The following is a 23,291-nucleotide window of genomic DNA, read 5'->3' as shown; positions in this document are numbered from 1 at the left end:
GTTAGGACGTCAGATTTTCATTCTGAAAAGAGGGGTTCGACTCCCCTAGGGCGTACCAGTTTCCCCTTTTGATTAAGCCGTAATTTATCGCGACTCGACCGCGTCGAGAAGCCTGAGCTGGATGCGCCGGTTTCCCTGCCACTGGTCGGCCGTGAGGCATCCCGCGGCATGGATCTGCTTTCCGCGGGAGTTGAGCAGCATCTGGCCGAGCGGCGTTTCGGCCGCCCTGAAGGCGATCCCCTCCAGACGCGTGCCATCGAGTGATTCCAGCGTGATCTTCACATGCGCCGTACCGACCAGCCGCACATCTCTCAGACGATGGGCGGGAATGGCAAAGACGGGCTGCGCATGGCCAGAGCCGTAGGGGCCCGCCTGTTCCAGCTGGTCGAATAGCGCGATCGTGGCTCCTGATGCCGAAAGCGCGCCATCGATCTTCAGCACATGGTTGGCAACGAGAGCCGGAACGCCCTCAGCCGCCACTTCCTCGAAATAGGCGCGCAGCTTGCCGAGGTTGGCGCGCTCGACGGTCAGTCCCGCCGCCATGGCGTGACCGCCACCTTTTAGCAGAAGCCCTGATTCGACTGCGCCGCGAACCATCCGGCCCATGTCGAAACCGTTGATCGAACGGCCGGAACCGGTGCCCTTGCCGGACGGGTCGAAAGCGATCGCGAAGGCAGGCCGCCGGAATTTCTCCTTCAGTCTTGCAGCGAGAAGACCGACGATGCCCGGATGCCATTTCTCATGCGCGGTGACGATGACGGACGCGCCCTCGGCGTCACCGTATTCGCCAAGAACTTCGGCTTCCGCTTCCGCCAGCATGGCGGCTTCCATGGCCTGCCGCTCGCGGTTCAGATCGTCCAGCCGGCCGGCGATCTCCTCCGCCTTGATATCGTCTTCCAATGTCAGCAAGCGGCTGCCGAGTGCTGCATCGCCGATTCGCCCGCCGGCATTGATACGTGGGCCGATCATGAAGCCGAAATGATAGGGCGTCACCGGTCCGCCAAGACCCGCCTTTCGAAACAACGCCGTGAGTCCCGGATTGACCATGTGACGGGCGGCGATCAGCCCCTTCACCACATAGGCACGGTTCAGCCCCTTTAGTGGCACGACATCGCAAACGGTTGCCAGCGCCACCAGATCCAGCAGACCGAGGAGATCGAGCGACTGGGCGCGGCTATCGCCACCTTCGCGCAGCTGCTTCAGGGTGGCGACCATGACCAGAAACACGACGCCTGCCGCGCAGAGATGCCCCTGCCCCGAGAGATCGTCCTGGCGGTTCGGATTGACGAGCGCCACACAGGGCGGCAGCACATGACCGACCTGGTGGTGGTCGATGACAACCACATCGCAGCCCTCGTCCTTGGCCGCCGTCAGCGCGTCCTGGCTCGTCGAGCCACAGTCGACCGTGACGATCAGCTGCGCGCCGTTCGCCACCAGTTGGCGGATCGCGTTCGGGTTAGGGCCGTAGCCTTCGAAGATCCGATCCGGAATATAGATCTCCGCCTCGACACCGAAATGCGTCAGGAAGCGGTAGAGCAAGGCGGAAGAGGCCGCGCCATCCACGTCGTAATCGCCGAAGATCGCAACCCGCTCGCGCCGGTTGATCGCCGCAACCAGTCTTGCTGCAGCCTTGCCGCAATCCGTCAGCGTCAACGGATCGGGCATCAGTGACCGGATGGTCGGATCAAGGAAGGCCGGGGCATCGTCGAGCGTCACGCCGCGGCCGGCAAGCACGCGAGCGACCAGTTCGGGTATGCCATGGATCTGGCTGATGGCAAGCGCGCGGTTCTGCGCCGCCTGGTCGAGCCGCGACACCCAGCGCTGGCCACTCACCGATTGCTCTACGTTCAGGAACGCGCGCGGTACCGGATCGACCGGTGACGTTGTCATGGAGAGGCTGCTGGCGATTGAGGTGGTCGATTGGGTGGTCATTCAGCCGTTTTAGCGCATCGGCGCATCAACAGTAATCTGTTTTCGGCAGCGGACGTGGCCTCGGCGAAAAAACACTGGGGCCAGTCTAGTGCGGCTCAACGGCTGCGTGGGTCACATGTCCTTGGGCCGTTCGATCCGGATGACCTGCGGCTCGCCAACCAGATAGCTTTCGGCCTTGATGGCGTCGACGGCCTTGCGGACCGAGTCCTCCATCGTCGCGTGCGTGACAAGGATGATCGTCTTCGACATGACGGACGAATCGGGCTTCGAGCGCTGGACGATCGATTCCAGCGAGATGGCGTTCTCGGCCATGCGGGCAGCGATCGAGGCGAAGACGCCGGTCCGGTCGGCAACGGTCAGCCGGATGAAATAACCGCCTTCGTGGCTCTGCATCTGGGCGCGCTTGTAAGGTGTGAGCGACGCGGCCGGTGTGCCGAGAACCGGAACCTGTTGCGCACCCGGACGGCTCTTGGCGATGTCGGCGATGTCACCGAGCACCGAGGATGCCGTTGCATTGCCGCCGGCACCGGGGCCGACCATCAGCAATTCGCCAAGGATATCGGATTCGATCGCGACCGCATTGGTGACACCGTCGACCTGCGCGATGACCGAATCGCGGGGTACCATGGTCGGGTGAACGCGCTGCTCGATTCCTGTTTCGGTGCGCTGCGCGACGCCGAGAAGCTTGATGCGGTAGCCGAGATCGGCGGCCGCGTGGATATCGTCGATAGAGATATTGGTGATGCCTTCGAGATAGATCTCGTCGGGCGCGATCTGGGTCCCGAACGCAAGCGTCGTCAGGATTGCCAGCTTGTGTGCCGTGTCGTTGCCCTCGATATCGAAGGCCGGATCGGCTTCGGCATAGCCCAGCCGCTGCGCTTCCTTGAGGCAGTCGGCAAAGGACAGGCCCTCCTTCTCCATCCGGGTCAGGATGTAATTGCAGGTGCCGTTCATGATGCCGTAGACACGCGAAATCGTGTTGCCGGTCAGGGACTCGCGAAGGGCCTTGATGACCGGGATACCACCGGCAACGGCCGCCTCGAAATTGAGGAGTGCGCCGTTTTCTTCGGCGATCCTTGCGAGTTCGACGCCGGATGCGGCGAGCAGCGCCTTGTTGGCTGTCACCACGTGGAGACCGCGCCGCAAGGCTGCGCGCACGGAGTCAGCAGCCGCCCCTTCGGCACCGCCCATCAGTTCCACGAACACGTCGATCTCAGCGTTTGCTGCCAGTTCTTCGGCGCTGTCGAACCAGGTCACGGCAGAGATATCGATCCCGCGGTCGCGGGTGCGGTCTCTCGCCGTCACGGCGGCAATCTCGATCGGGCGTCCGCAGGTGACCGCGAGTTCGTTGGCACGGGTCTGGATGATGCGAACGAGCGAGGCACCGACAGTGCCAAGACCCGCAATGCCGACTCTGAGCGCATCTGCCATGATAGTTTTCCTGGTATTTTGGGAGACTAGTATTTGGGAGAATGGGGCGGTCGAACGGCCGCCCCTCAAATCGTGATCGGCGGCCCGGTTCGCGGTCAGCGACGCGTGTTGAGCGTAATCACGTTGTGCATCGTATCGTCTGCCGTCGACAGAAACTTCTTGATGCTGCGGGCGGCCTGGCGAATGCGATGCTCGTTTTCGACCAGTGCGAGGCGAACGTAGTCGTCGCCCATCTCACCGAAACCGACACCGGGTGCGACGGCAACGTGCGCCTTCTCGACGAGAAGCTTGGAGAATTCCAGACTCCCGAGATGGCGGAACTTTTCCGGAATTTTCGCCCAGGCAAACATGGTCGCCGGTGGTGGCGGTACGTCGAAACCGGCCTTGCCGAAGCTCTCGACCATCACGTCACGGCGACGCTTGTAGACGCTGCGCACTTCCGCGATATCGGCACCGTCACCGTTCAGCGCGTGGGCTGCAGCCACCTGGATCGGCGTGAACGCGCCATAATCAAGGTAGGATTTGACGCGCGTCAGCGCTGCGATCAGCCGCTCGTTGCCGACAGCAAAGCCCATGCGCCAGCCGGGCATGGAGAAGGTTTTCGACATCGAGGTGAACTCGACGGCCACATCCATCGCACCCGGCACTTCGAGAACCGAAGGTGGCGGGTTGTTGTCGTCGAAGTAGATCTCCGAATAGGCAAGATCGGAGAGCACGATGATCTCGTGCTTCTTCGCAAACGCGATCACTTCCCTATAGAAATCCAGCGACGCGATATGCGCGGTCGGGTTGGATGGGTAATTGATGATGAGTGCCAGCGGCTTCGGGATCGAATGCTTCACCGCGCGTTCCAGCGGCGGAAAGAAGCTATCGTCCGGCTCGACAGACATGGAGCGGATCACGCCGCCCGCCATCAGGAAGCCGAAGGCGTGGATCGGGTATGTCGGATTGGGGCAGAGAATGACGTCGCCGGGCGCGGTGATCGCCTGCGCCATGTTGGCGAAGCCTTCCTTGGAGCCAAGCGTTGCCACGACCTGCGTATCCGGGTTCAGCTTCACGCCGAACCGGCGCGCATAATACGCAGCCTGCGCGCGGCGAAGGCCCGGAATGCCCTTGGAGGAGGAGTAGCGGTGCGTGCGCGGATCCTGAACAACTTCGCAGAGCTTGTCGACGATTGCCTGCGGAGTGGGTAGATCGGGATTGCCCATGCCGAGATCGATAATGTCCGCGCCACCCGCTCGCGCGCTTGCTTTCAAACGGTTGACCTGTTCGAAAACGTAGGGCGGCAGACGCCGGACTTTATGAAACTCTTCCATGTTTTTCCTCAAGGATGGTATCGAAGCAGTGCTGGTCCCGCTGCTCGCGCCTCACTTTATGCCATTTTTGCTTTGCGGCCAAATGTCCTCAAACGCAATAGCATTATCCGGCCGGATCGGCTCGTCGCCCTATTGGCCGGAAATACCGGCCTGGGCATCCTTGCCATGATCCGTGGCGAGCTTGCGGTATTCGACCACGCGGCGCTGATACTCCGCCTCGGAAATGGTGCCGGCCTTGCGCGCTCGGGCAAGCGACGCCATGCGCGGCTCGGTCTTCTGATAATCGGCATCTTCGATCTGCTCGTTGGCAGCGCGAAGCGTATAGTCGAATGTGGGATATGTGCCGGTGTCGCGCTTGACGATCGGACCCGGAGGCGGTGCCGTCCTGGTCTGCGTGATGACGGCCGGTGGCGGCGTATTGGGAATGCCGTCATCCAGCGCAAAGCTGTTGCTGTTGCAGCCGGAGACAAGAGGCATGGCGCCGATACCGATGAAAAGCGGTAACCAGCCGATGCGATGCCTCAGTTTTTCCATGTCTGTACCCATTTTCTGTCGCCGGGGCCATCTACCCGGCAGCCTAGCCGCTGGCACTTGTATTCGGTTTCAGCCACAATGTACAAATGAAATCAGACGACAGCTGACGAGGAGGGCTCGCGTGGCGCAAAACTCCGGGGATAAGGGGACAGGCGGTCCGGAATTTCCGGGCTTCGACCCCAAGGCGGTCGAGGCCTATATCGTCAAGGACCCGCACGAGATGGCGATGAATTTCGCGCGTGCCATGGAAAACCTCGGCAAAGCCGCATCGGAATGGCTCGCGCCAAGGGAGCGCGGCGATATTCCAGACCCCGCGCTCGATCCGCTCAGTGATCTCATCAAGACGCTTTCGCAGGTCACCGAGTACTGGATTTCAGAGCCGCAACGGACGCTGCAAGCACAAACCCTGCTCTTCTCAAGCTATATGGGGATCTGGACGCGATCGCTCTCGCAATTCGGAGGCGCGCCTCAAGAGAGCGAGCCAGCGGCGCTGCCGAGAGACAAGCGATTCGCCGACGAGGACTGGGTGAAGAACCCGTTCTTTGCGTTCATGCGGCAAGTCTTCACGGTTACCGCCACCTGGGCCGAGACTCTGGTTGCCGAGGCGCAGGGGCTGGACGAGCATACGCGGCACAAGGCGGCATTCTACGTGAAGCAGGTGACCGCTGCGTTGTCGCCTGCAAATTTTGCGATCACCAACCCCGAAGTCTATCGCGCGACGGTCGCCTCGCACGGAGCCAATCTCGTCACCGGTATGAAAATGCTGGCCGAGGACATCATGGCCGGCGGCGGCGAGCTGAGACTTCGCCAGACGGATGCCTCCAAGTTTGCGCTCGGCCTCAATATCGCGCTTACCCCCGGCAAGGTCGTCGCCCGCAACGACCTCTGCGAGGTTCTGCAATACGAACCGACGACGGAGACGGTCTTCAAACGGCCGCTGGTCATCGTGCCGCCCTGGATCAACAAGTTCTACATTCTCGACCTGACACCGCAAAAGAGCTTCATCAAGTGGTGCGTCGACCGCGGGCACACCGTGTTCGTGATCTCCTGGGTCAATCCCGACAGGCGCCATGCGGCCAAGGGATGGGAAGCCTACATGCACGAGGGCATCGATTTTGCGCTCGACACGATCGAGACGTCGACCGGCGAACGCGAGGTCGATGCGATCGGCTACTGCGTCGGCGGCACGTTGCTGGCGGCTACGCTCGCCTTCCACGCCAAGACAAACGTGAAAAGGATCGCATCGGCGACGTTCCTCGCTACCCAGGTCGACTTTACTTATGCAGGCGACCTCAAGGTCTTCGTCGACGAGGCGCAGGTTTCGACGATCGAGACCTATATGAACGCGACCGGCTATTTCGACGGGTCGAAGATGGCGGCGGCATTCAACATGCTGCGTGCGTCCGAGCTGATCTGGCCTTACGTGGTCAATAACTATCTCAAGGGCCAGGAGCCGCTGCCGTTCGACCTGCTGTATTGGAATTCGGACTCGACCCGGATGACACCTGCCAACCACGCCTACTACCTGCGCAATTGCTACCTCGATAACAAGCTCTCCAACGGCCTGATGGAACTTGCCGGGGAGCGTCTGTCGCTGAAGGACATCGTCATTCCCGTTTATAATCTTGCCACAAGCGAAGACCACATCGCGCCTGCGAAATCCGTGTTCCTCGGCTCGTCGCTGTTTGGCGGTTCGGTCGATTTCGTGCTGGCTGGATCCGGCCATATCGCAGGCGTCGTCAATCCGCCGGAAAGACGGAAGTACCGATACTGGACCGATGGCCAATTGAAGGACACGCTGGAGGACTGGGTTGCCGGCTCGCAGGAGCATGAGGGGTCGTGGTGGACGCATTGGCAGGACTGGATCGGACCGAAAGCGGGTAACCAGGTGCCGGCCCGAAAGCCCGGCGGGTCCGCGCTCACCGCGTTGGCCGACGCACCGGGAACCTACGTTCTCGTCCGCGACTGACACTTCCCAGCATTCCAGAAGAACCTCATGCGCTTTGATCCGCCGCTCGTCTCCGCAACGCTTGTCCAGCGCTACAAGCGCTTCCTGTTCGACGCGGTGCTGGAGGATGGCACGCCGTTTACCGGGTCGTGTCCGAATACCGGCTCCATGCGGGGATTGACGGAGCCCGGGTCGAGGATCTGGGTATCGGAGCATGACAGCCCGACCCGCAAATACCGTCACATGTTCGAAATGGTCGAGGCCGGCGGCAAGATGGTCGGCATCAATACCGGACTGCCCAACAGGCTAACCGAAGAAGCGATCCGTGCCGGCCTGATCCCCAGCCTTTCCGGCTACGGCACGATCCTGCGCGAGCAGAGATACGGGCGTAACTCCCGCATCGACTTTCTCCTCAAGCAGGAAAATCTGCCGGATGCCTACGTGGAAGTGAAGAACGTCCATTTCAGCCGTTCAGCGGGGCTCGCCGAATTTCCTGACACCGTGACGAAGCGCGGCGCCAAGCATCTCGAGGAGCTCGGCGATATGGTGGAGGCAGGTCACCGGGCGGTGATGATCTACCTCATTCAGCGTCACGACTGCACGCGGTTTTCGATCTGCAGCGATCTCGACCCGATGTATGCGATCGCATTCGCTCGTGCCAAGGCGCGCGGCGTCGAGGCCTATGCGCTCCGCTGCCGCGTCACTCGCGAGGAAATCATAGCGTCGGGAATGGTTATGATGGACGAACCCCGCCCCTCTGTTTTATGAACTGTGGGAGTTGCGAGAGAAATATCATGGTCAATTACATCGAGGCGGTTTCCGCCCCCTCAAAAAACACGGGTGCTATCCGTCTCTACGATACGGCGCAGGATTTTGACGGCATGCGCAAGGCCTGCCAGCTGACGGCGCGCTGCCTCGACGAACTTGCGGCGATCGTTCAGCCGGGCATCACCACCAATGCGATCGACCGTTTCGTGTTCGAGTTCGGCATGGACAATGGCGCCCTTCCCGCAACGCTTGGCTATCGCGGCTACAAATACTCGGTCTGCACCTCGATCAACCATGTCGTCTGCCACGGGATGCCTGAGGACAAGCCGCTGCGCGAGGGCGATATCGTCAATATCGACGTCACCTATATCCTCGATGGCTGGCACGGCGATTCCAGCCGCATGTATCCAGTCGGACAGATCAAACGCGCTGCCGAACGGTTGATGGACGTGACCTACGAATGCCTTCTGCGGGGCATCGCAGCCGTGAAGCCCGGCGCCCGCACCGGCGCGATCGGCGAAGCGATCCAGTCCTATGCGGAGGCCGAGCGCTGCTCGGTCGTGCGCGATTTCTGCGGCCACGGCGTCGGTCGTCTGTTCCACGACTCTCCGAACATCCTCCATTACGGCCGCGCCGACGAAGGGCCGGAAATCCGGGAAGGCATGATCTTTACGATCGAGCCGATGATCAATCTCGGTAAGCCGCATGTGAAGGTTCTTTCCGATGGCTGGACCGCCGTCACCCGCGACCGGTCGCTGTCGGCACAATACGAGCATGCGGTCGGTGTCACCGCGACGGGATGCGAGGTGTTCACCCTGTCGCCCGGCGGTCTCGACCGGCCCGGCCTGCCTCCATTGCAGGCCTGACCATGACCAACCCGCCCGTCTCCTCGCATGACCCTATGGAAGCAAAAGAGGACGACGGGGCGGCCCTGTCTGTCGATGAACGCGGGTTCTTTGCCGAGACGCAGTCCAAGAGGCCGACGGCCAAACTTCCGCAAATCGGATCCCCTGCCGTCACGCAAGAACATTACCACGGCCACCGTGAGCGGTTGCGGGAGAAGTACCGAGACCACGGCGACGCTTCGCTGGCAGACTACGAGATCCTCGAGCTCCTGCTTTTCCGCTCCATCCCGAGGCGCGATACCAAGCCGCTCGCGAAAGCATTGATTGCTCGCTTCGGAAACCTTGCCAGCGTGCTTGGCGCGCCGCTCGGATTGCTGCAGGAGGTCAAGGGTATCGGCGAGGCCGTCGCGCTCGACCTCAAGCTTGTCGCGACGACGGGTCAGCGGATGCTGCGAAGCGAGTTGCGGGGCAAGCAGGTGCTTTCGTCCTGGTCTTCGGTGATTGATTACTGCCATGCCGCCATGGCCTATGAGGCCCGAGAACAGTTCCGCGTGCTCTTTCTAGACAAGCGCAACGCCCTGATCTCGGATGAAATCCAGGGGCATGGAACGGTCGACCATACGCCAGTCTATCCGCGCGAAGTGGTGCGGCGAGCCCTGGAGCTTTCGGCGACTGCGCTCATCCTCGTCCACAACCATCCCAGTGGCGACCCTACCCCGTCACGCGCCGATATCGACATGACGCGGACGATCGTGGAGACGGCAAAGCCACTCGGCATCACCGTCCACGACCACATCATCATCGGCAAGGACGGCCATGCCAGCCTCAAGGGGTTGAAGCTGATCTGACCTTCAGCGACTGACGATCACGCGACCTGTACGACATGGCCGTCGGAGACTTCGCGATACTCGCGAACCGGTGGCCGGTAATCCATGCCGCGCACCGGGCTTTTCAGCTCGTCGTTGGAAATGCCCCGTCTGATCCCCCGCCTTGCCGGATCCGGCACAGGCACGGCCGCCATGAGCTTCTTGGTGTACGGATGCTGCGGATTGTCGAACACGGCCGCCCGCGGCCCGATCTCGACGATTTCACCGAGATACATGACCGCCACCCGGTGGCTGACCCGTTCCACCACCGCCATGTCGTGACTGATGAACAGGAAGGACAGGTTGAGGCTCTGCTGCAGATCGAGCAGGAGGTTGCAGACTTGCGCCTTGATCGACACGTCCAGCGCCGACACGCTTTCATCGGCAACGATCACCTTCGGATCGAGCGCAAGCGCCCGCGCAATCGCGATGCGCTGGCGCTGACCGCCCGAAAATTCGTGCGGGTAGCGTTTTGCCATGTCGGCGGAAAGACCGACCTTTTCTAGGAGATCGGCAGTCTTTTCCCGAGCCTGTTTCACCGTGCCGAGCCGGTGCTTGATGAACGGTTCGGATATCGCCGAACCCACCGTCATGCGCGGATTGAGCGATGAGAACGGATCCTGGAAGATCATCTGGACGGACTTGCGCATGTTGCGCAGGCTGACCTGATCGAGCCGAAGGACGTCGTAGCCATCGAGCGAGATATCGCCGCCGGTCGGATCGACGAGGCGCATGATCGAGCGGCCCGTGGTCGACTTGCCGCAACCGGACTCACCGACCAGAGCCAGCGTTTCGCCCTGGAACAGATCGAAGGACACATTTTCCACCGCATGCACCGCGCCGGTCTGGCGCGACAGGAGGCCGGAGCGGATCGGGAAACGGGTCACCAGGTTCTTGACGCTAAGGACCGGTGTGCGGCCCTTTTCCACGGTGCCGGCCACTTCGATCGGCTCGACGGCCAACCCGGTTTTCATGTCGACCACGGGGAAGCGGGTGGGCCAGGCGTGGTTCTGCATCGAACCCAGCTTCGGCACCGCCGAGAGCAGTGCCCGCGTATACGGATGCTTGCCGCGATGGAAAATCTCCTCGGTCGGGCCGGTCTCGACCTCGTCGCCGCGGAACATGACGATGGTACGGTCGGCAATCTCGGCGACGACGCCCATGTCATGGGTAATGAAGAGCACTGACATGCCCTCCTCTTCCTGAAGCACCTTGATCAGGTCGAGGATCTGTCCCTGGATGGTGACGTCGAGCGCCGTGGTCGGTTCGTCTGCGATCAGAAGCTTGGGCTTCGAAGCAAGCGCCATGGCAATCATCACGCGCTGACGCATGCCGCCGGAGAACTGGTGCGGATATTCGTCGAAACGGGATTGCGCGTTCGGGATGCGCACCTTTTCGAGCAGCCTGACGGTTTCGGCGCGCGCTTCCTGCTTGGACATGCCCTTGTGACGGGTGAGAACCTCCGAAATCTGCCGGCCGATGGTGAAGATCGGATTGAGCGAGGTCATCGGCTCCTGAAAGATCATGGATGCTTCGTTGCCGCGCACCCCGCGCATGTCCTTTTCAGAAATGGACAGAAGATCGCGTCCGTTCAGCATTACCTCGCCTTCAATGCGGCTCGTGTTGGACGCAAGCAGGCGCATGATCGACAGGGACGTCACGGATTTTCCCGAGCCGGATTCTCCGACGATGGCAACGGTTTCGCCAGGCATCACATCGAAGGAGACATTTCGGACGACGCTCTTCCAATCGCCATCGACGAGGAAAGAGGTGGTGAGGTTCTTGACGGAAAGGACAGGAACAGTCGGCGTGGAGGTCTGGCTCATCGGGTGACCCTTACTTGAGCGTCAAAGGAGTGGCGTAGGAGGCTGACGGACGTTTTTCGGCCAGCCGTTGCGCTTCGAGCGCGGCGATCTTTTCGTCGATAATGCTGCGGTCGATCATGCCGTGCGGGTTTTCCCGGGTCGGCATGGTCTCAGCGACGTGCAGGAAGCGCTCCTGCGCAACGGCATAGAGGCGGCGCAGTTCGAAAAGCGGCTCGGGGTGATCATCGGCATTGATCCGTAGCCAGGGATAATCCTGGTCGCGGTAGATGACGAGCGCTGCCGACTGGCGGCCGCGCTTGTCGCCGCCTGCCGCCTCGCCCGCGTCCATGGCATCGAGCAGGCGTTCGGCAAGCGGTACGCCGCGTGCAGTCGCTTCATTGTAGACACGCATCGTCTCGGCAATCACCTGCGGTCCCGCCAGCATGTTGCCCGCAACCGAGACGTTGCTGCCAACGAGATGACCGGCCCAATCGACGCAGTTTTCGCCGGTGAAGGCGGCGTTGCGGCCATGGGCGTCGATCATGTGCATCTGGCGCTGGCGATGGCCGTCATCGCGCGCCGTCAGGCTTGCGATGATCTCGTCGGGAGACCGACCCTCCTCCAGCAGCTTCAGACCATCGGTTCCATAGAGCGGGCTGACGAAGGCCTGGGTGGCGATAGCACCCACCCTTCCCCTGATATGCGGCACGGCGGATCCAACCGCGAAGAAACGGCTGGCGACGGCTATGCCGAAATGGCCCGTATCGGGATCACGCGCGACGATTGACCAGGTCATGGTTCACCGTCCAATTGCGTAGGCTTGCATCAGGCGCGGTGTTGCGGCCGCCCTCAGCAGACCGTCTGCATCGCGACGCGCAGCCGTCAGGCGGCCGACCGTCCATGGATCGGCGACGGTGACCTTGTGGCCGCGACGACGGAGGTCTTCGAGTGCGGCTTCACCGATATTGCTCTCGACCATGATCTCGCCCGGAGAGCTCGTGCGCGGATAGAACGAACCGGGGAAATGTGAGGTGTGGAACAGCGGCATGTCGATCGACGCCTGCAGGTTCTTGCCGTGATGGGCGTAGCGCAGGAAGAACGGCAGCTGCCACTGGTCCTGCTGGTCGCCGCCGGGCGTGCCGAACACCATGGAGGGTTTACCCTGATAGAGAGCGAGCGACGGCGTCAGCGTCGTGCGCGGGCGTTTTCCCGGCGCAAGCGACGTCGGCAAGCCTTCCTTCAGCCAGAACATCTGGGCACGCGAGTTGAGCGCAAAGCCGAGACCCGGAACGATCGGCGACGACTGCAGCCAGCCGCCCGACGGTGTGGTCGAAACCATGTTGCCCCAGCGGTCGATGACATCGATATGCACCGTGTCGCCGCGCTTTTCGGTAAGGTGCGACATGGTTGGCTCGTAGACCGTGCCCGTGCCGCTCATCTCGGCCAGCATCGCCATCGTGGCGTCGACCTGGCGCTCGTAGCCCGGAACCGTGCCGGGGCGCAGTTCCATGGAAGCAGTGCTGCCGATCAGCTTGCGGCGTTCGGCGTTGTAGCCTTCCGAGAGAAGGTATTCGGTCGGGATCTGGCTGAATTCCGGATCGCCGTAATAGACCTCGCGGTCGGCGAAGGCGAGCTTCATCGCCTCGACCACCGTATGGACGAAATCGGGACCGGCCGGGTCCATCGCCTCGAGATCGAAGCCTTTTAGAAGCGCCAGCGACTGCAGCAGCACCGGTCCCTGCCCCCAGGCCGGCGTCTTGGCGATCGTCCAGTCCTGGTAATCGAGCGTTTGCGGCGCTTCGATGGTGGCGCTCCAGTTGGCCATGTCGTCGGCGGTGAGCACGCCCTTGTGCTTGGAACCGCTCGCGTCCATCACCTCGGCAGTCTTCAGATAGGTGTCGATCGCCTCGGCCACAAAGCCGCGATAGAACGCGTCACGGGCCGCCTGCACCTGATCCTCGCGTCCGGATTTGGCTTCCGATTCGGAAATGATCCGCTTGTAGGTTTCGGCCAGAACAGGGTTCTTGAAATTGGAGAGCGCTTCCGGCGCGACGCCGCCCGGCAGCCACGTCTCATAGGATGTCGGCCATTCCTTCTGGAAGAACTCAGCCAGGCCCTTGATCGTGTTCGACACGCGCGGAAGCATTGGATGGCCATGCTCGGCGTAGTAGATCGCCGGCTCCAGGACCTCGCGAACGGTCATCGTTCCATAGTCGCGCAGCATCAGCATCCAGCCGTCGAATGCGCCGGGAATGACGGTCGAGAGAAGGCCGTCGCCGGGAATGAGCTTCAGACCTTCCGACGTATAATGCTCGATGTTGGCGCCGGCAGGTGCTGGCCCCTGGGCGCAGATGACTTCGACCTTGTCGGTCTTCTTCGAGTAGAAGACGGCCGGCATGTCGCCGCCCGGACCGCACAGATGCGGTTCCACGATCTGCAGTACAAAGCCTGTGGCGACGGCAGCGTCGAAAGCATTGCCGCCCTTTTCAAGGATCGCCATGCCGACGGCGGAGGCAATCCAATGGGTGGAGGTGACGACACCGAAGGTGCCGAGGATTTCGGGGCGCGTGGTGAATTCGGTCATTCCAGGTATCCTTGTATAATTCTCTTGTCCGCCGGGCGTTACGCCTCGCGCGGATCCAGTGCATCGCGCAGGCCGTCGCCCAGAAGGTTGAAGCCGATGACGACGAGGAAGATTGCAATCCCTGGCCACATGGCCATCCAGGGTGCCTGGCTCAGGAAGTTCTTGGCCGTGTTCAGCATCGAACCCCAGCTTGGTGCCGGCGCCTGCTGACCGAGGCCGAGGAAGGACAGGCTGGCTTCGGCGATAATCGCGGTCGCCACCGTCAGGGTGGCCTGAACGATGATCGGGGCAAACACGTTCGGCAGGATGTAGCGGGTCATGATGTCGACGTGGTTGAGACCGATCGAGCGTGCCCCTTCGACGTAATCCTCCGTCTTCACCGCAAGCACCTGACCACGCGTCAGCCGCACGAAGACCGGCATGGCGGACAGGCCGATGGCGATCATCGCATTGGTGAGGCTCGGGCCGAGGAAGGCGGCAAGCGCAATCGCGGTGATCAGGAACGGCATGGCCAGCAGCGCTTCCGTGACACGCTGGATGACCTGATCGACCCAGCCGCCGAAATAACCTGACAACAGTCCGAACGGAACGCCGATGGCAACCGCGATGGCAACGGAGACGACGCCTGCCATAAGGGATGCACGGGCGCCCCAGATCATGCGCGAGAGGATATCGCGGCCGAGATCGTCGGTGCCGAGCCAGTGGGCGGCAGACGGCGCTTTGCGCAGCGCCGACCAGCTGGTCGCGATCGGGTCGGCAATCGGCAGGATCGGGGCGGCGATGGCGATGATCGCGAAGAAGGCAATGATCACCATGCCGACCATCGATCCGCGGTTGGCGCGCATCTTGCGCCATGCCCTGCTTTTCTGGCGCGGCTTTGCGATCGGTGCAGTCTGTTCGATAGCGGTCATAGCGTTGCCCTCAGGCGGGGGTTGAGGAGAACGTAGAGAATATCGGCAATCAGGTTCATGACGATGAAGCCGATGGCCGTGCACATGACGATGCCCTGGACGACGGCATAGTCGCGGGTAAACACGGCATCAACGGTCAGCTTGCCGAAGCCCGGGATGGTGAAGATCTGCTCTGTGAGAACGGCACCGCCAAGCAGCTCGCCGAACAGCAGCGCCGACAGGGTGATGATCGGCAGAAGCGCGTTGCGAAACGTGTGGCTGAGGATGACTTCGCGCGGCGACAGACCCTTGGCACGGGCGGTGCGGATATAGTCGGAACTCAACACGCCGAGCATGGCCGAGCGGGTGTGGCGCATCAGCTGCGCCGCAAGCGCCGTCGAGAGGACGAAAGCCGGCATGATCATGGTCTTGAGCGAGCGGACCGGATCGACGAAGATCGATTCGTAACCGGATGCCGGCAGCCATCCGAGATTGACCGACACCAGCAGGATCAGCATGATTCCCAGCCAGAAATTCGGGATCGACAGGCCAGACAGCGCGACGACATTGGCGACGTAATCGAGCGTGCGGTTCTTGTAGACCGCTGCCAGAATGCCGGCCGGAATACCGATCAGCATGGCCAGGATCATGGCCATCACCGCGAGCTGGATCGTGACCGGCAGTTTCTGGCCGATCAGTTCCAGCACCGGCTGGTTGGTGCGCAGCGAGACGCCGAAGTCGCCGACCATGATGCCGCCAACCCAGGAGAGATACTGGGTGATGATGGGATCGTTGAGATGATATTTTTCGCGCAGGAATTCGATCGTCGCTGGATCCCGCTCTTCACCGGCCATGGCGAGGATGGGATCGCCCGGCAGCAGTTTCTGCAGCGAGAAGACGAAGATCGAGATGATCAGCAGGGTCGGGATCGCGACCAGCAGGCGCTTTCCGATATAGACAGGCATGGCATCGCCCTCGTGATTTCAGGTGACCGCGCGGAATGTCTTCCGCGCGGTATGCGATGGGAAATTACTTCTTGGAGACGCCAAGGAAGCGCATCATGCCATCCGGCGACGGCACGAAACCTTCGACCTTGTTGGAAATGGCATAGGCGTAGGGCTGATGGCCGAGGTAGATGATCGGCATGTCGTCGTTGAGGATGACGCCTGCGGCATCGTACTTTTCCTTGCGGACCGACTCATCCGGCGAGGTACGGGCTTCGTTGAGAAGCTTGTCGACTTCCGGATTGCAGTACTTCACGTCGTTGATGCCGCCCTTGCAGGTGACGAACTGGTGTAGGTTGCCATCGGGATCGATACGGCCCGACCAATCGGAGCGGCTGAGCTGGTAGTTGCCGGCCGTCTGTTCCGACAGAAGCGTCGCAAATTCGGTTGCCTTCAGCGTGACGTTGAAGCCCGCTTCCGCCACCATCGACTGGATGACCTGCATCATCTGGGTCTGGGTGGTGCTGTTGGCGTGCTGCAGCTCGATGTCGAGCGTCTCGTGGCCCGCTTCCTTCATGAGCTGCTTCGCCTTTTCGATATCGCGCGCCGGCACCGGCAGGTTCTTGTTGAACCAGGGGCTGGACGACGGGAACGGCTGGTTACCAGCAAGCGACGTGCCTTCGAAGACGATCTGGCCGATTGCTTCGCGGTCGATCGCCAGCGAGAAGGCCTGGCGAAGGCGCTTGTCCTTGCCGAGCGGGTTGTCCGCACGGGGACCGTTGGCGAGGTTGACATACATCGCCATGTAGCCCGGGCCGATGACGTCGGCATAGGTGAGGTTCGGGTCGCTCTTTACCGATTCGGCATCGGACGCCGAGATGCGCTCGGCGATATCGAGGTCACCCGACCGCAGGTTGGCGAGCTTTACGGTCGTGTCCGGGATTGGCAGATAGGTGATCTTGTCGACGAGGATCCGGTCCTTGTCCCAGTAGTCGGCGAACTTCTCGAGCACGATACGGTCCTGCTGGATGCGCTCGACAAATTTGAAAGGACCGGCGCAGACGGGCTTCGAGCCGAAATTGGCACCGAGTTCCTTGGCGGCCTTCGGCGCAACGATCATGCCGGCACGGTCGGAAAGCTGGGCAAGAAGCGTCACGTCCGGAGACTTCAGCGTGAACTTGACTTCAAGCGGACCGCTGGCCTCGACCTTGGCGACCGAGGAAAGCTCGCTCTTGCGGCGCGACTCCGGCAGCGTCATGTTGCGCTCGATCGTTGCGACGACGGCTGCGGCATCCAGCGTTTCGCCGTCGTGGAACTTGACGCCGTCGCGGATCTTCATGGTCAGCACTGTGCCGCCTTCAGACCAGTTCCATTCGGTCGCAAGCTGCGGAATGATCTTCATATCCTGCGAGATGTCGACCAGCTTATCGCACATCGCGGTATAGACGATGCGGCCGACGAAGGTGCGCGACTGCGCCGGATCGAGAACGTCGGCATCGTCATTGAGACCGATGCGCAATTCGCTTGCCATGGCAGGCAGAGACATGATCGCGCTGGCGAGCAGTGCGGCAGTGAGCGTGGCAAATTTCTTCATCATTGTTCCTCTGGTCCATTCAGGTTTGTCGGTCATTGTTCTTGTTGGCCGGCCTTTGTGGCCGGCAGTCTGAGATGGCTAGGACGCAACGCTGAGCGTGTCGTCGTCGCGGATACCGATCTGCTCGCCTTCCGGCGAATGGTCATCGAGGGCCTCGAGCGAGGTGGCCCGGATCAGCCGCTCCTGGTGCATCAGAAGATGCTCGCGCATCGCCTCGCCTGCCCGGCCCGGATCGCGGGCGGCGATGGCGTCGACGATTGCGATATGCTGCTGGTACGACGTGCGGCCATTGGTTCCGGTCTTGCGCGCACGCTCGCGAATGGACTGCCACGCGGCATCCTGACGGATGCGGTTGACCACGTCGAAGATCGACAGGAACAGCTTGTTGCCGGCGCTTTGCGCGATCTGGCGGTGCAGCGATCCATCCCAGAGTTCCTTGTAATCCGCATCCGAACTCTGGCCGGTCTTGTCTGCCAGGTAGCGCATGCGCTCGATTTCGGCAGGCTTTGCACGCATCGCTGCTAGCTGCGCGAGCTGTGGCTCCAGGCGAAGGCGAACCTCCATGATTTCCATGATGTCGGTACCGGCAACCAGCGCGTCGACGTGGTCGCTCCATCCGTCAGGCTTTTCGCCGACAAAGGTTCCGGCACCCTGGCGGCGCCAGATTAGCCCCTCCGACTCGAGCACCTCAAGCGCCCGTCGAACAGCACGGCGCCCGACATTGAGCGTTTCAGCAAGCGCCCGCTCCGTCGGCAGCCGCCCTTCCGCTCCGAATTTCTCCGAGTGAATCAGATCGCGGAGCTTCTCCAACGCGTAGTAGGAATTGTCTTGGGGTTCCGTCTGCATTGAACGTACCATTGTCCGGACCAATTCATGATTGGTTCGAATGAAAGACATTTCCCGGCGAGGGTCAAGACGTTTTTTGTGCATCCTATTTTTCTGCACAAAACATACGCAACCCGAGACAGCCGTTCTACGCTTGCGGCCTTTCCTGCAATCAAACATTCAGAATAGATTGGTAGGAGACGACGCAGGTAGGCTATTGCAGCGTAACAGCGGGATTCGAGAAGCGGAGCAGTCCATGAACCAGTACGACCTCATTGTTGTCGGCAGCGGCCCTGCCGGTCGCCGCGCAGCCATTCAAGCCGCCAAGCTCGACCGGAAAGTGCTCGTCATCGAGCAGGGCCGACGGGTAGGCGGCGTTTCCGTGCATACCGGCACCATCCCGTCGAAGACGCTGCGCGAAACCGCGTTGAACCTCTCCGGCTGGCGCGAGCGCGGTTTCTACGGCCGATCCTACAGGGTCAAGGAAGAGATCAGTGCCGAGGACCTTCGGCGCCGGTTGCTGATCACGCTCGACCATGAAGTCGAGGTGCTCGAACACCAGTTCGCCCGCAACCGCGTCCAGCACCTCCGTGGCAAGGCGAGCTTTCTGTCGACCGATACGATGGAAGTGCTGAAGGACGACGGAGAAGCGGTTCAGGTCAAAGCCAAAAGCATCCTGCTTGCTGTCGGCACGCGCCCGTTCCGCCCCGACTACATGCCCTTCGACGGCAAGACGGTCATCGACAGCGACGAACTGCTCGAAATCGAAAAACTGCCGCGCTCGATGGTCGTCATCGGTGCCGGCGTTATCGGTATCGAATATGCGACTATCTTTTCCGCGCTCGACACCGCCGTCACGGTGATCGACCCGAAGGCGACGATGCTCGACTTCATCGACAAGGAGATCATCGAGGATTTCACCTACCAGCTGCGCGACCGCAACATGAAGCTGTTGCTGGGCCAGAAGGTCGAGAAGGTGGAGCACCTTGCCGACGGTAAGGTCTCGGTCACGATCGATACCGGACGCAAGATCATCACCGACATGGTGCTGTTTGCCGCCGGCCGCATGGGCGCGACCGACAGCCTCAACCTGGCAGCAGCCGGCCTCGACGCCGATAACCGCGGCCGTCTGAAGGTCAATCCGGAAACCTTCGAGACCTCAGTCCCCGGCATCTATGCCGCGGGCGATGTCATCGGCTTTCCGAGCCTTGCCTCGACATCGATGGAACAGGGCCGAATTGCCGCTCGCGTCGCCGTCGGCGCAATTGCCAAGGAGCCACCGAAGTATTTTCCTTACGGGATCTACGCCGTGCCGGAGATTTCGACCTGCGGCCTGACGGAAGAGGAAATGAAGGAGCGCGGCATTCCCTACGAATGCGGTATCGCCCGTTTCCGCGAGACTTCGCGCGGCCACATCATGGGCCTCGACCACGGCATGTTGAAGCTGATCTTCTCATTGAAGACGCGCCGCCTTCTCGGCGTGCACATCATCGGCGAAAACGCCACCGAACTCGTGCATATCGGCCAGGCGGTTCTCAACCTGAAGGGTACCGTGGAATATTTCGTCGAGAACACCTTCAACTACCCGACGCTTGCCGAAGCCTACAAGATCGCCGGCCTTGATGCCTGGAACCGGATGGGCGAGCTGCCGAAGGGCGATGCACAACACGAGACGGTCCAGCTGACGGACACCAACACGTCGACTACTGTCGAGACGTCTGTTACGGCGGAAAAGAAGAAAACCTCTTCCAGGTAAGAATGACTGTAAGAGACAAGCAAAAAGCCGCCCCGAAAGGAGCGGCTTTTTTTGTGGGTTCGACATGACACCAGATACAAAAATGGCCCCTCTCGGGGCCATTTGTCTGAAATGGTGTCGCTGTTAACGCGAGTAGAATTCGACGACCAGCGACGGTTCCATGATGACCGCGTAGGGTACATCGGCCAGGCTCGGGATGCGAGCGAAGGTGGCAACCATCTTGTTGTGATCGACTTCGATGTAGTCAGGAACGTCGCGTTCTGCGAGCGAAACGGCTTCCAGAACGGTGACCATCTGCTTCGACTTCTGGCGAACTTCGACAACGTCGCCAGCCTTGCAGCGGTACGAACCGATGTTGACCTTGACGCCATTGACCGTGACGTGGCCGTGGTTGACGAACTGACGAGCAGCGAACACGGTCGGAACGAACTTTGCGCGGTAGACGATGGCGTCCAGACGCGATTCCAGCAGGCCGATCAAGTTTTCACCGGTGTCGCCCTTGCGGCGGTTGGCTTCTTCATAGATCGCCCGGAACTGCTTCTCGCGGATGTCGCCGTAGTAGCCCTTCAGCTTCTGCTTGGCGCGCAGCTGCACACCGAAGTCGGAAAGCTTGCCCTTGCGGCGCTGACCGTGCTGGCCAGGACCGTATTCGCGGCGGTTAACCGGCGACTTCGGGCGGCCCCAGATGTTTTCGCCCATACGGCGATCGATTTTGTACTTAGACGATTCGCGCTTGCTCATCGTATTTCCTTTCAGAAAGTTACACCGGTTCGTTGCCGAACCGGATGAAGGAAACACGCCCTCCTCTGAACCTCGATTTAGAGGTTCTGACAGGCTTCTCACGAAAAGCGTTCGGAGAGTGCCACGGGACATGTCGTTGAAACACCCGGTGTTGCCACCCGGCGTTGGCGGGTCTTTAGGCGGCTGTCATCAAAATGTCAACAGCAGCCGGGTCGCTGCGGGCTTATTCCGCAGCAATCTTGAGATCGCCCTCGTCAGGCGCTTCGGCACTGCCGGGCGCCGTTTCCGCCTGCAGCTCCGGAAACGCGACGATGCGCTTGCCGGTAAAGTCGGAATGGACCACGACCAGCCCCTGCTCTTCGAAGTAGCCCAGCAGACGGCGTGCGCGGCGTGCGGAGTGCGTGCCGTAGGCGCGGGCAATCCGTGCATCGGACGGGCATGGTTCGCCGCCGAGTGCCGCCTTTGCCATCATCAGAAACACGCCCTGAAGATCATCCGAAACACTGTTCGACATGGACAGCACCGTCGTCCAGGCTTCGCTCGATGCCATCGCAGCATCGACGCCGGAACGGGCAATCGCCGTGCGGCGACGGAAATCGCTGAGTGACAGCGGCGGGCCCGGCAGACGACGCATGCGGGCGCGAACGAGGAAGTCCTGATAGAGAACCGCATCCGTTCGATAGGCAGATTGCGGATCATCGAGGATCTCCGCCATGACCGCCATCAGCCGATCCTCACGCTCCTCGACCGTAAGCACGGGCAGCGGCGTCCGCGGCTCGGCGGCAGCCGGCTGAAGGGAAGCAGGCGTCGAGCGCGAGAGTTCCGCCAGAATGTCGGTGGTCGGCCGTGGCGCCGGCGCCTGGCGGCGGTTCGCCGTCAAAGGCCGGGTGAATTCTTCTGGATCCGGCGTGAAGATGAGACCTTCGACATCCAGATGCGCATCCGGCAGCGGCATCAGCTTCGGGCTGGACGAACGGGCCGATGTCTCGACATTGCCGATGATGATCGGCAGCGGCCGACGCGACAGAGCCGGGCCGAGCGCGACGAAGTTGCCGCGCTTGAGATCACGGAACATTTCCGCCTGACGCCGATCCATGCCGAGCAGATCCGCGGCGCGGGCCATGTCGATATCGAGAAACGTGCGGCCCATGAGGAAGTTGGAGGCTTCGGCCGCGACGTTCTTCGCAAGCTTTGCCAGGCGCTGCGTGGCGATGACGCCGGCCAGACCGCGCTTACGGCCGCGGCACATCAGGTTGGTCATGGCCCCGAGCGACATTTTGCGGGCGTCTTCGGAGACGTCGCCACCAACGGATGGGGCAAACATCTGCGCTTCGTCGACCACGACCAGAACCGGATACCAGTAGTCGCGATCGGCATCGAACAGGCCGTTCAAAAAGGCGGCAGCGGCACGCATCTGCTCTTCGAGATCAAGCCCCTCGAGCGTCAGGACGCAGGAAACACGGTTCTTGCGGATACGGTTGGCAATGCCCGCGAGTTCGGCTTCGGTGCGTTCGCCGTCGACGACGACGTGACCGTATTTGTCGGCCAGCGTGACGAAATCACCTTCCGGATCGATCACGACCTGCTGGACCCATGGCGCCGACTGTTCCAGCAGTCGCCGCAGAAGATGCGACTTACCCGAGCCCGAGTTGCCCTGGACGAGGAGACGCGTTGCCAGAAGCTCCTCGATATCGAGCTTGGCCGGATCACCCCCGGTCAGAGTTCCCATATCGATGCCGACCTGCAATGCCTTACCTCGTATGCCGTCTACACGCGGTCAAAGACCGCCAAACATTCTCACTAACAGAGAAAGGGATTCGTTTCGCCGTGCAAGAGAGGAAATGCACAGGCTTTGCGGTCAGGCCGCTGCCCGCTTGAAGCCGAGCGACAGAAGCCCTGCCCCGATCATCAGCGAACCACCGGTCCGGTTGACGATTTTCTGTACCCGTGGCCTGCGGATCTGGTTGCGGGCCAGGGAGGCGAGAAGCCCGTAGAGCGTGGCGTTGATCGTCGCCAGAACCAGAAACGTCATCTCGAAGACAGCCATCTGAAAGAACAGCGGTTTTGACAGATCGAGAAACTGCGGCAGGAAGGCGACGAAGAACACGATGCCCTTCGGATTGAGCGCGGTGACCACGTAGGTGTGCAGCAGGATGCGCAACGGTCTGGCTTGCGGCAGCTCCCCCTCGCCGGCTGCGACCTCTGGATCCATCACGGGTGCGCGCCACAGTTTGATGCCGAGATAGATCAGATAGGCGGCGCCCACCCATTTGAGGATCGTGAACAGCATCGCAGACGTGGCGAGCAAGGCGCCCAACCCCAGCATCGAGGCGGTCATTGCCGTGAAGTCCCCGAGTGCCACGCCAGCGACTGTCGCGGTCGCCACCTTTCGTCCGTGCGTCATCGCATAGGAGATGACGAGCAGGATCGTCGGTCCGGGAATGGCCAGAAGAATCGTGGATGCGGCGACGAAGGCCAGCCAGTTTTCAATCGACATCGTGTCTGCTCCTGA

The 23,291-nt window shown here is 61.4% G+C and carries 19 protein-coding genes; 5 read left to right on the top strand and 14 right to left on the bottom strand.

Annotated features, from left to right (window positions below):
- Nucleotides 1-84: 84 nt before the first annotated feature.
- The 4 genes from recJ to ASF70_RS13450 form a co-directional block, all read right to left on the bottom strand.
- A complete protein-coding gene (gene recJ, locus ASF70_RS13465; RefSeq protein WP_062580389.1) occupies nucleotides 85-1,890 on the bottom strand; it encodes a single-stranded-DNA-specific exonuclease RecJ in 1,806 nt (601 codons plus the stop codon).
- 153 nt (nucleotides 1,891-2,043) lie between these two features.
- Complete coding sequence (locus tag ASF70_RS13460; protein WP_062580387.1) at nucleotides 2,044-3,363, bottom strand: homoserine dehydrogenase; 1,320 nt, start codon at nucleotides 3,361-3,363, stop codon at nucleotides 2,044-2,046.
- 95 nt (nucleotides 3,364-3,458) lie between these two features.
- The gene (locus tag ASF70_RS13455; RefSeq protein WP_062457440.1) at nucleotides 3,459-4,679 is read right to left on the bottom strand and encodes an LL-diaminopimelate aminotransferase; all 1,221 of its coding nucleotides are present in this window, start codon (nucleotides 4,677-4,679) and stop codon (nucleotides 3,459-3,461) included.
- A gap of 129 nt (nucleotides 4,680-4,808) precedes the next feature.
- Nucleotides 4,809-5,213: a hypothetical protein gene (locus ASF70_RS13450; protein ID WP_062580386.1), complete on the bottom strand. Its 405-nt coding sequence runs from the start codon at nucleotides 5,211-5,213 to the stop codon at nucleotides 4,809-4,811.
- A 121-nt stretch (nucleotides 5,214-5,334) separates the two neighbouring features.
- Here ASF70_RS13450 and phaC point away from each other — a divergent pair, with 121 nt between their 5' ends.
- The 4 genes from phaC to radC are packed head-to-tail and all read left to right on the top strand — an operon-like array spanning nucleotide 5,335 to nucleotide 9,622.
- Entirely contained in the window at nucleotides 5,335-7,182 is a 1,848-nt protein-coding gene (gene phaC / locus ASF70_RS13445; RefSeq protein WP_062580384.1) for a class I poly(R)-hydroxyalkanoic acid synthase, read from the top strand.
- Between the two features lie 27 nt (nucleotides 7,183-7,209).
- Nucleotides 7,210-7,929 carry a DNA/RNA nuclease SfsA gene (sfsA, locus tag ASF70_RS13440; protein WP_062580382.1) on the top strand — a complete coding sequence of 240 codons (720 nt, stop codon included), beginning with the start codon at nucleotides 7,210-7,212 and terminating at the stop codon, nucleotides 7,927-7,929.
- Nucleotides 7,930-7,955: 26 nt separating this feature from the next.
- Nucleotides 7,956-8,795 (top strand): type I methionyl aminopeptidase, encoded by an 840-nt coding sequence (map, locus tag ASF70_RS13435; protein ID WP_062457453.1) that lies wholly within the window; start codon nucleotides 7,956-7,958, stop codon nucleotides 8,793-8,795.
- Between the two features lie 35 nt (nucleotides 8,796-8,830).
- Nucleotides 8,831-9,622, top strand: coding sequence for a DNA repair protein RadC (gene radC, locus ASF70_RS13430; protein WP_113167520.1), 792 nt, complete (start codon nucleotides 8,831-8,833; stop codon nucleotides 9,620-9,622).
- A gap of 17 nt (nucleotides 9,623-9,639) precedes the next feature.
- Here radC and ASF70_RS13425 read toward each other — a convergent pair whose 3' ends face one another.
- The 7 genes from ASF70_RS13425 to ASF70_RS13395 form a co-directional block, all read right to left on the bottom strand.
- On the bottom strand, nucleotides 9,640-11,466 hold the full coding sequence (locus tag ASF70_RS13425; RefSeq protein WP_062580378.1) for an ABC transporter ATP-binding protein: 1,827 nt from the start codon (nucleotides 11,464-11,466) through the stop codon (nucleotides 9,640-9,642).
- 10 nt (nucleotides 11,467-11,476) lie between these two features.
- Nucleotides 11,477-12,241, bottom strand: a complete 765-nt coding sequence (locus ASF70_RS13420) for a DUF1028 domain-containing protein (protein WP_062580376.1) — start codon at nucleotides 12,239-12,241, stop codon at nucleotides 11,477-11,479.
- Between the two features lie 3 nt (nucleotides 12,242-12,244).
- Nucleotides 12,245-14,029 (bottom strand): gamma-glutamyltransferase family protein, encoded by a 1,785-nt coding sequence (locus ASF70_RS13415; RefSeq protein ID WP_062580375.1) that lies wholly within the window; start codon nucleotides 14,027-14,029, stop codon nucleotides 12,245-12,247.
- Nucleotides 14,030-14,067: 38 nt separating this feature from the next.
- Nucleotides 14,068-14,940 carry an ABC transporter permease gene (locus tag ASF70_RS13410; protein ID WP_062580373.1) on the bottom strand — a complete coding sequence of 291 codons (873 nt, stop codon included), beginning with the start codon at nucleotides 14,938-14,940 and terminating at the stop codon, nucleotides 14,068-14,070.
- Nucleotides 14,937-15,884, bottom strand: a complete 948-nt coding sequence (locus ASF70_RS13405; RefSeq protein ID WP_062457470.1) for an ABC transporter permease — start codon at nucleotides 15,882-15,884, stop codon at nucleotides 14,937-14,939. The genes ASF70_RS13410 and ASF70_RS13405 overlap by 4 nt, the downstream gene beginning before the upstream one ends.
- Before the next feature lie 64 nt (nucleotides 15,885-15,948).
- Nucleotides 15,949-17,457, bottom strand: a complete 1,509-nt coding sequence (locus ASF70_RS13400) for an ABC transporter substrate-binding protein (protein WP_062580371.1) — start codon at nucleotides 17,455-17,457, stop codon at nucleotides 15,949-15,951.
- Nucleotides 17,458-17,535: 78 nt separating this feature from the next.
- On the bottom strand, nucleotides 17,536-18,303 hold the full coding sequence (locus ASF70_RS13395; protein ID WP_082471899.1) for a FadR/GntR family transcriptional regulator: 768 nt from the start codon (nucleotides 18,301-18,303) through the stop codon (nucleotides 17,536-17,538).
- Nucleotides 18,304-18,538: 235 nt separating this feature from the next.
- On the opposite strand from ASF70_RS13395, the gene sthA reads away from it, so the two are divergent.
- Nucleotides 18,539-20,038, top strand: coding sequence for a Si-specific NAD(P)(+) transhydrogenase (sthA, locus tag ASF70_RS13390; RefSeq protein WP_062580367.1), 1,500 nt, complete (start codon nucleotides 18,539-18,541; stop codon nucleotides 20,036-20,038).
- Between the two features lie 123 nt (nucleotides 20,039-20,161).
- Here the strand turns inward: sthA and rpsD are convergent, their stop codons facing one another.
- The 3 genes from rpsD to ASF70_RS13375 all read right to left on the bottom strand — a co-directional run bounded on the left by rpsD (nucleotide 20,162) and on the right by ASF70_RS13375 (nucleotide 23,276).
- A complete protein-coding gene (rpsD, locus tag ASF70_RS13385) occupies nucleotides 20,162-20,779 on the bottom strand; it encodes a 30S ribosomal protein S4 (protein WP_062457482.1) in 618 nt (205 codons plus the stop codon).
- 223 nt (nucleotides 20,780-21,002) lie between these two features.
- Nucleotides 21,003-22,526 (bottom strand): ATP-binding protein, encoded by a 1,524-nt coding sequence (locus tag ASF70_RS13380; protein WP_062457485.1) that lies wholly within the window; start codon nucleotides 22,524-22,526, stop codon nucleotides 21,003-21,005.
- A 111-nt stretch (nucleotides 22,527-22,637) separates the two neighbouring features.
- A complete protein-coding gene (locus ASF70_RS13375) occupies nucleotides 22,638-23,276 on the bottom strand; it encodes a LysE family translocator (protein WP_062580365.1) in 639 nt (212 codons plus the stop codon).
- Nucleotides 23,277-23,291: the final 15 nt, after the last annotated feature.

Origin of the sequence: Rhizobium sp. Leaf321 (genome assembly GCF_001423215.1) — a bacterium.
Classification (GTDB): domain Bacteria; phylum Pseudomonadota; class Alphaproteobacteria; order Rhizobiales; family Rhizobiaceae; genus Neorhizobium; species Neorhizobium soli.
Note: the sequence above shows the minus strand (reverse complement) of the source record. Positions and strands in the feature narration are given on the sequence as shown.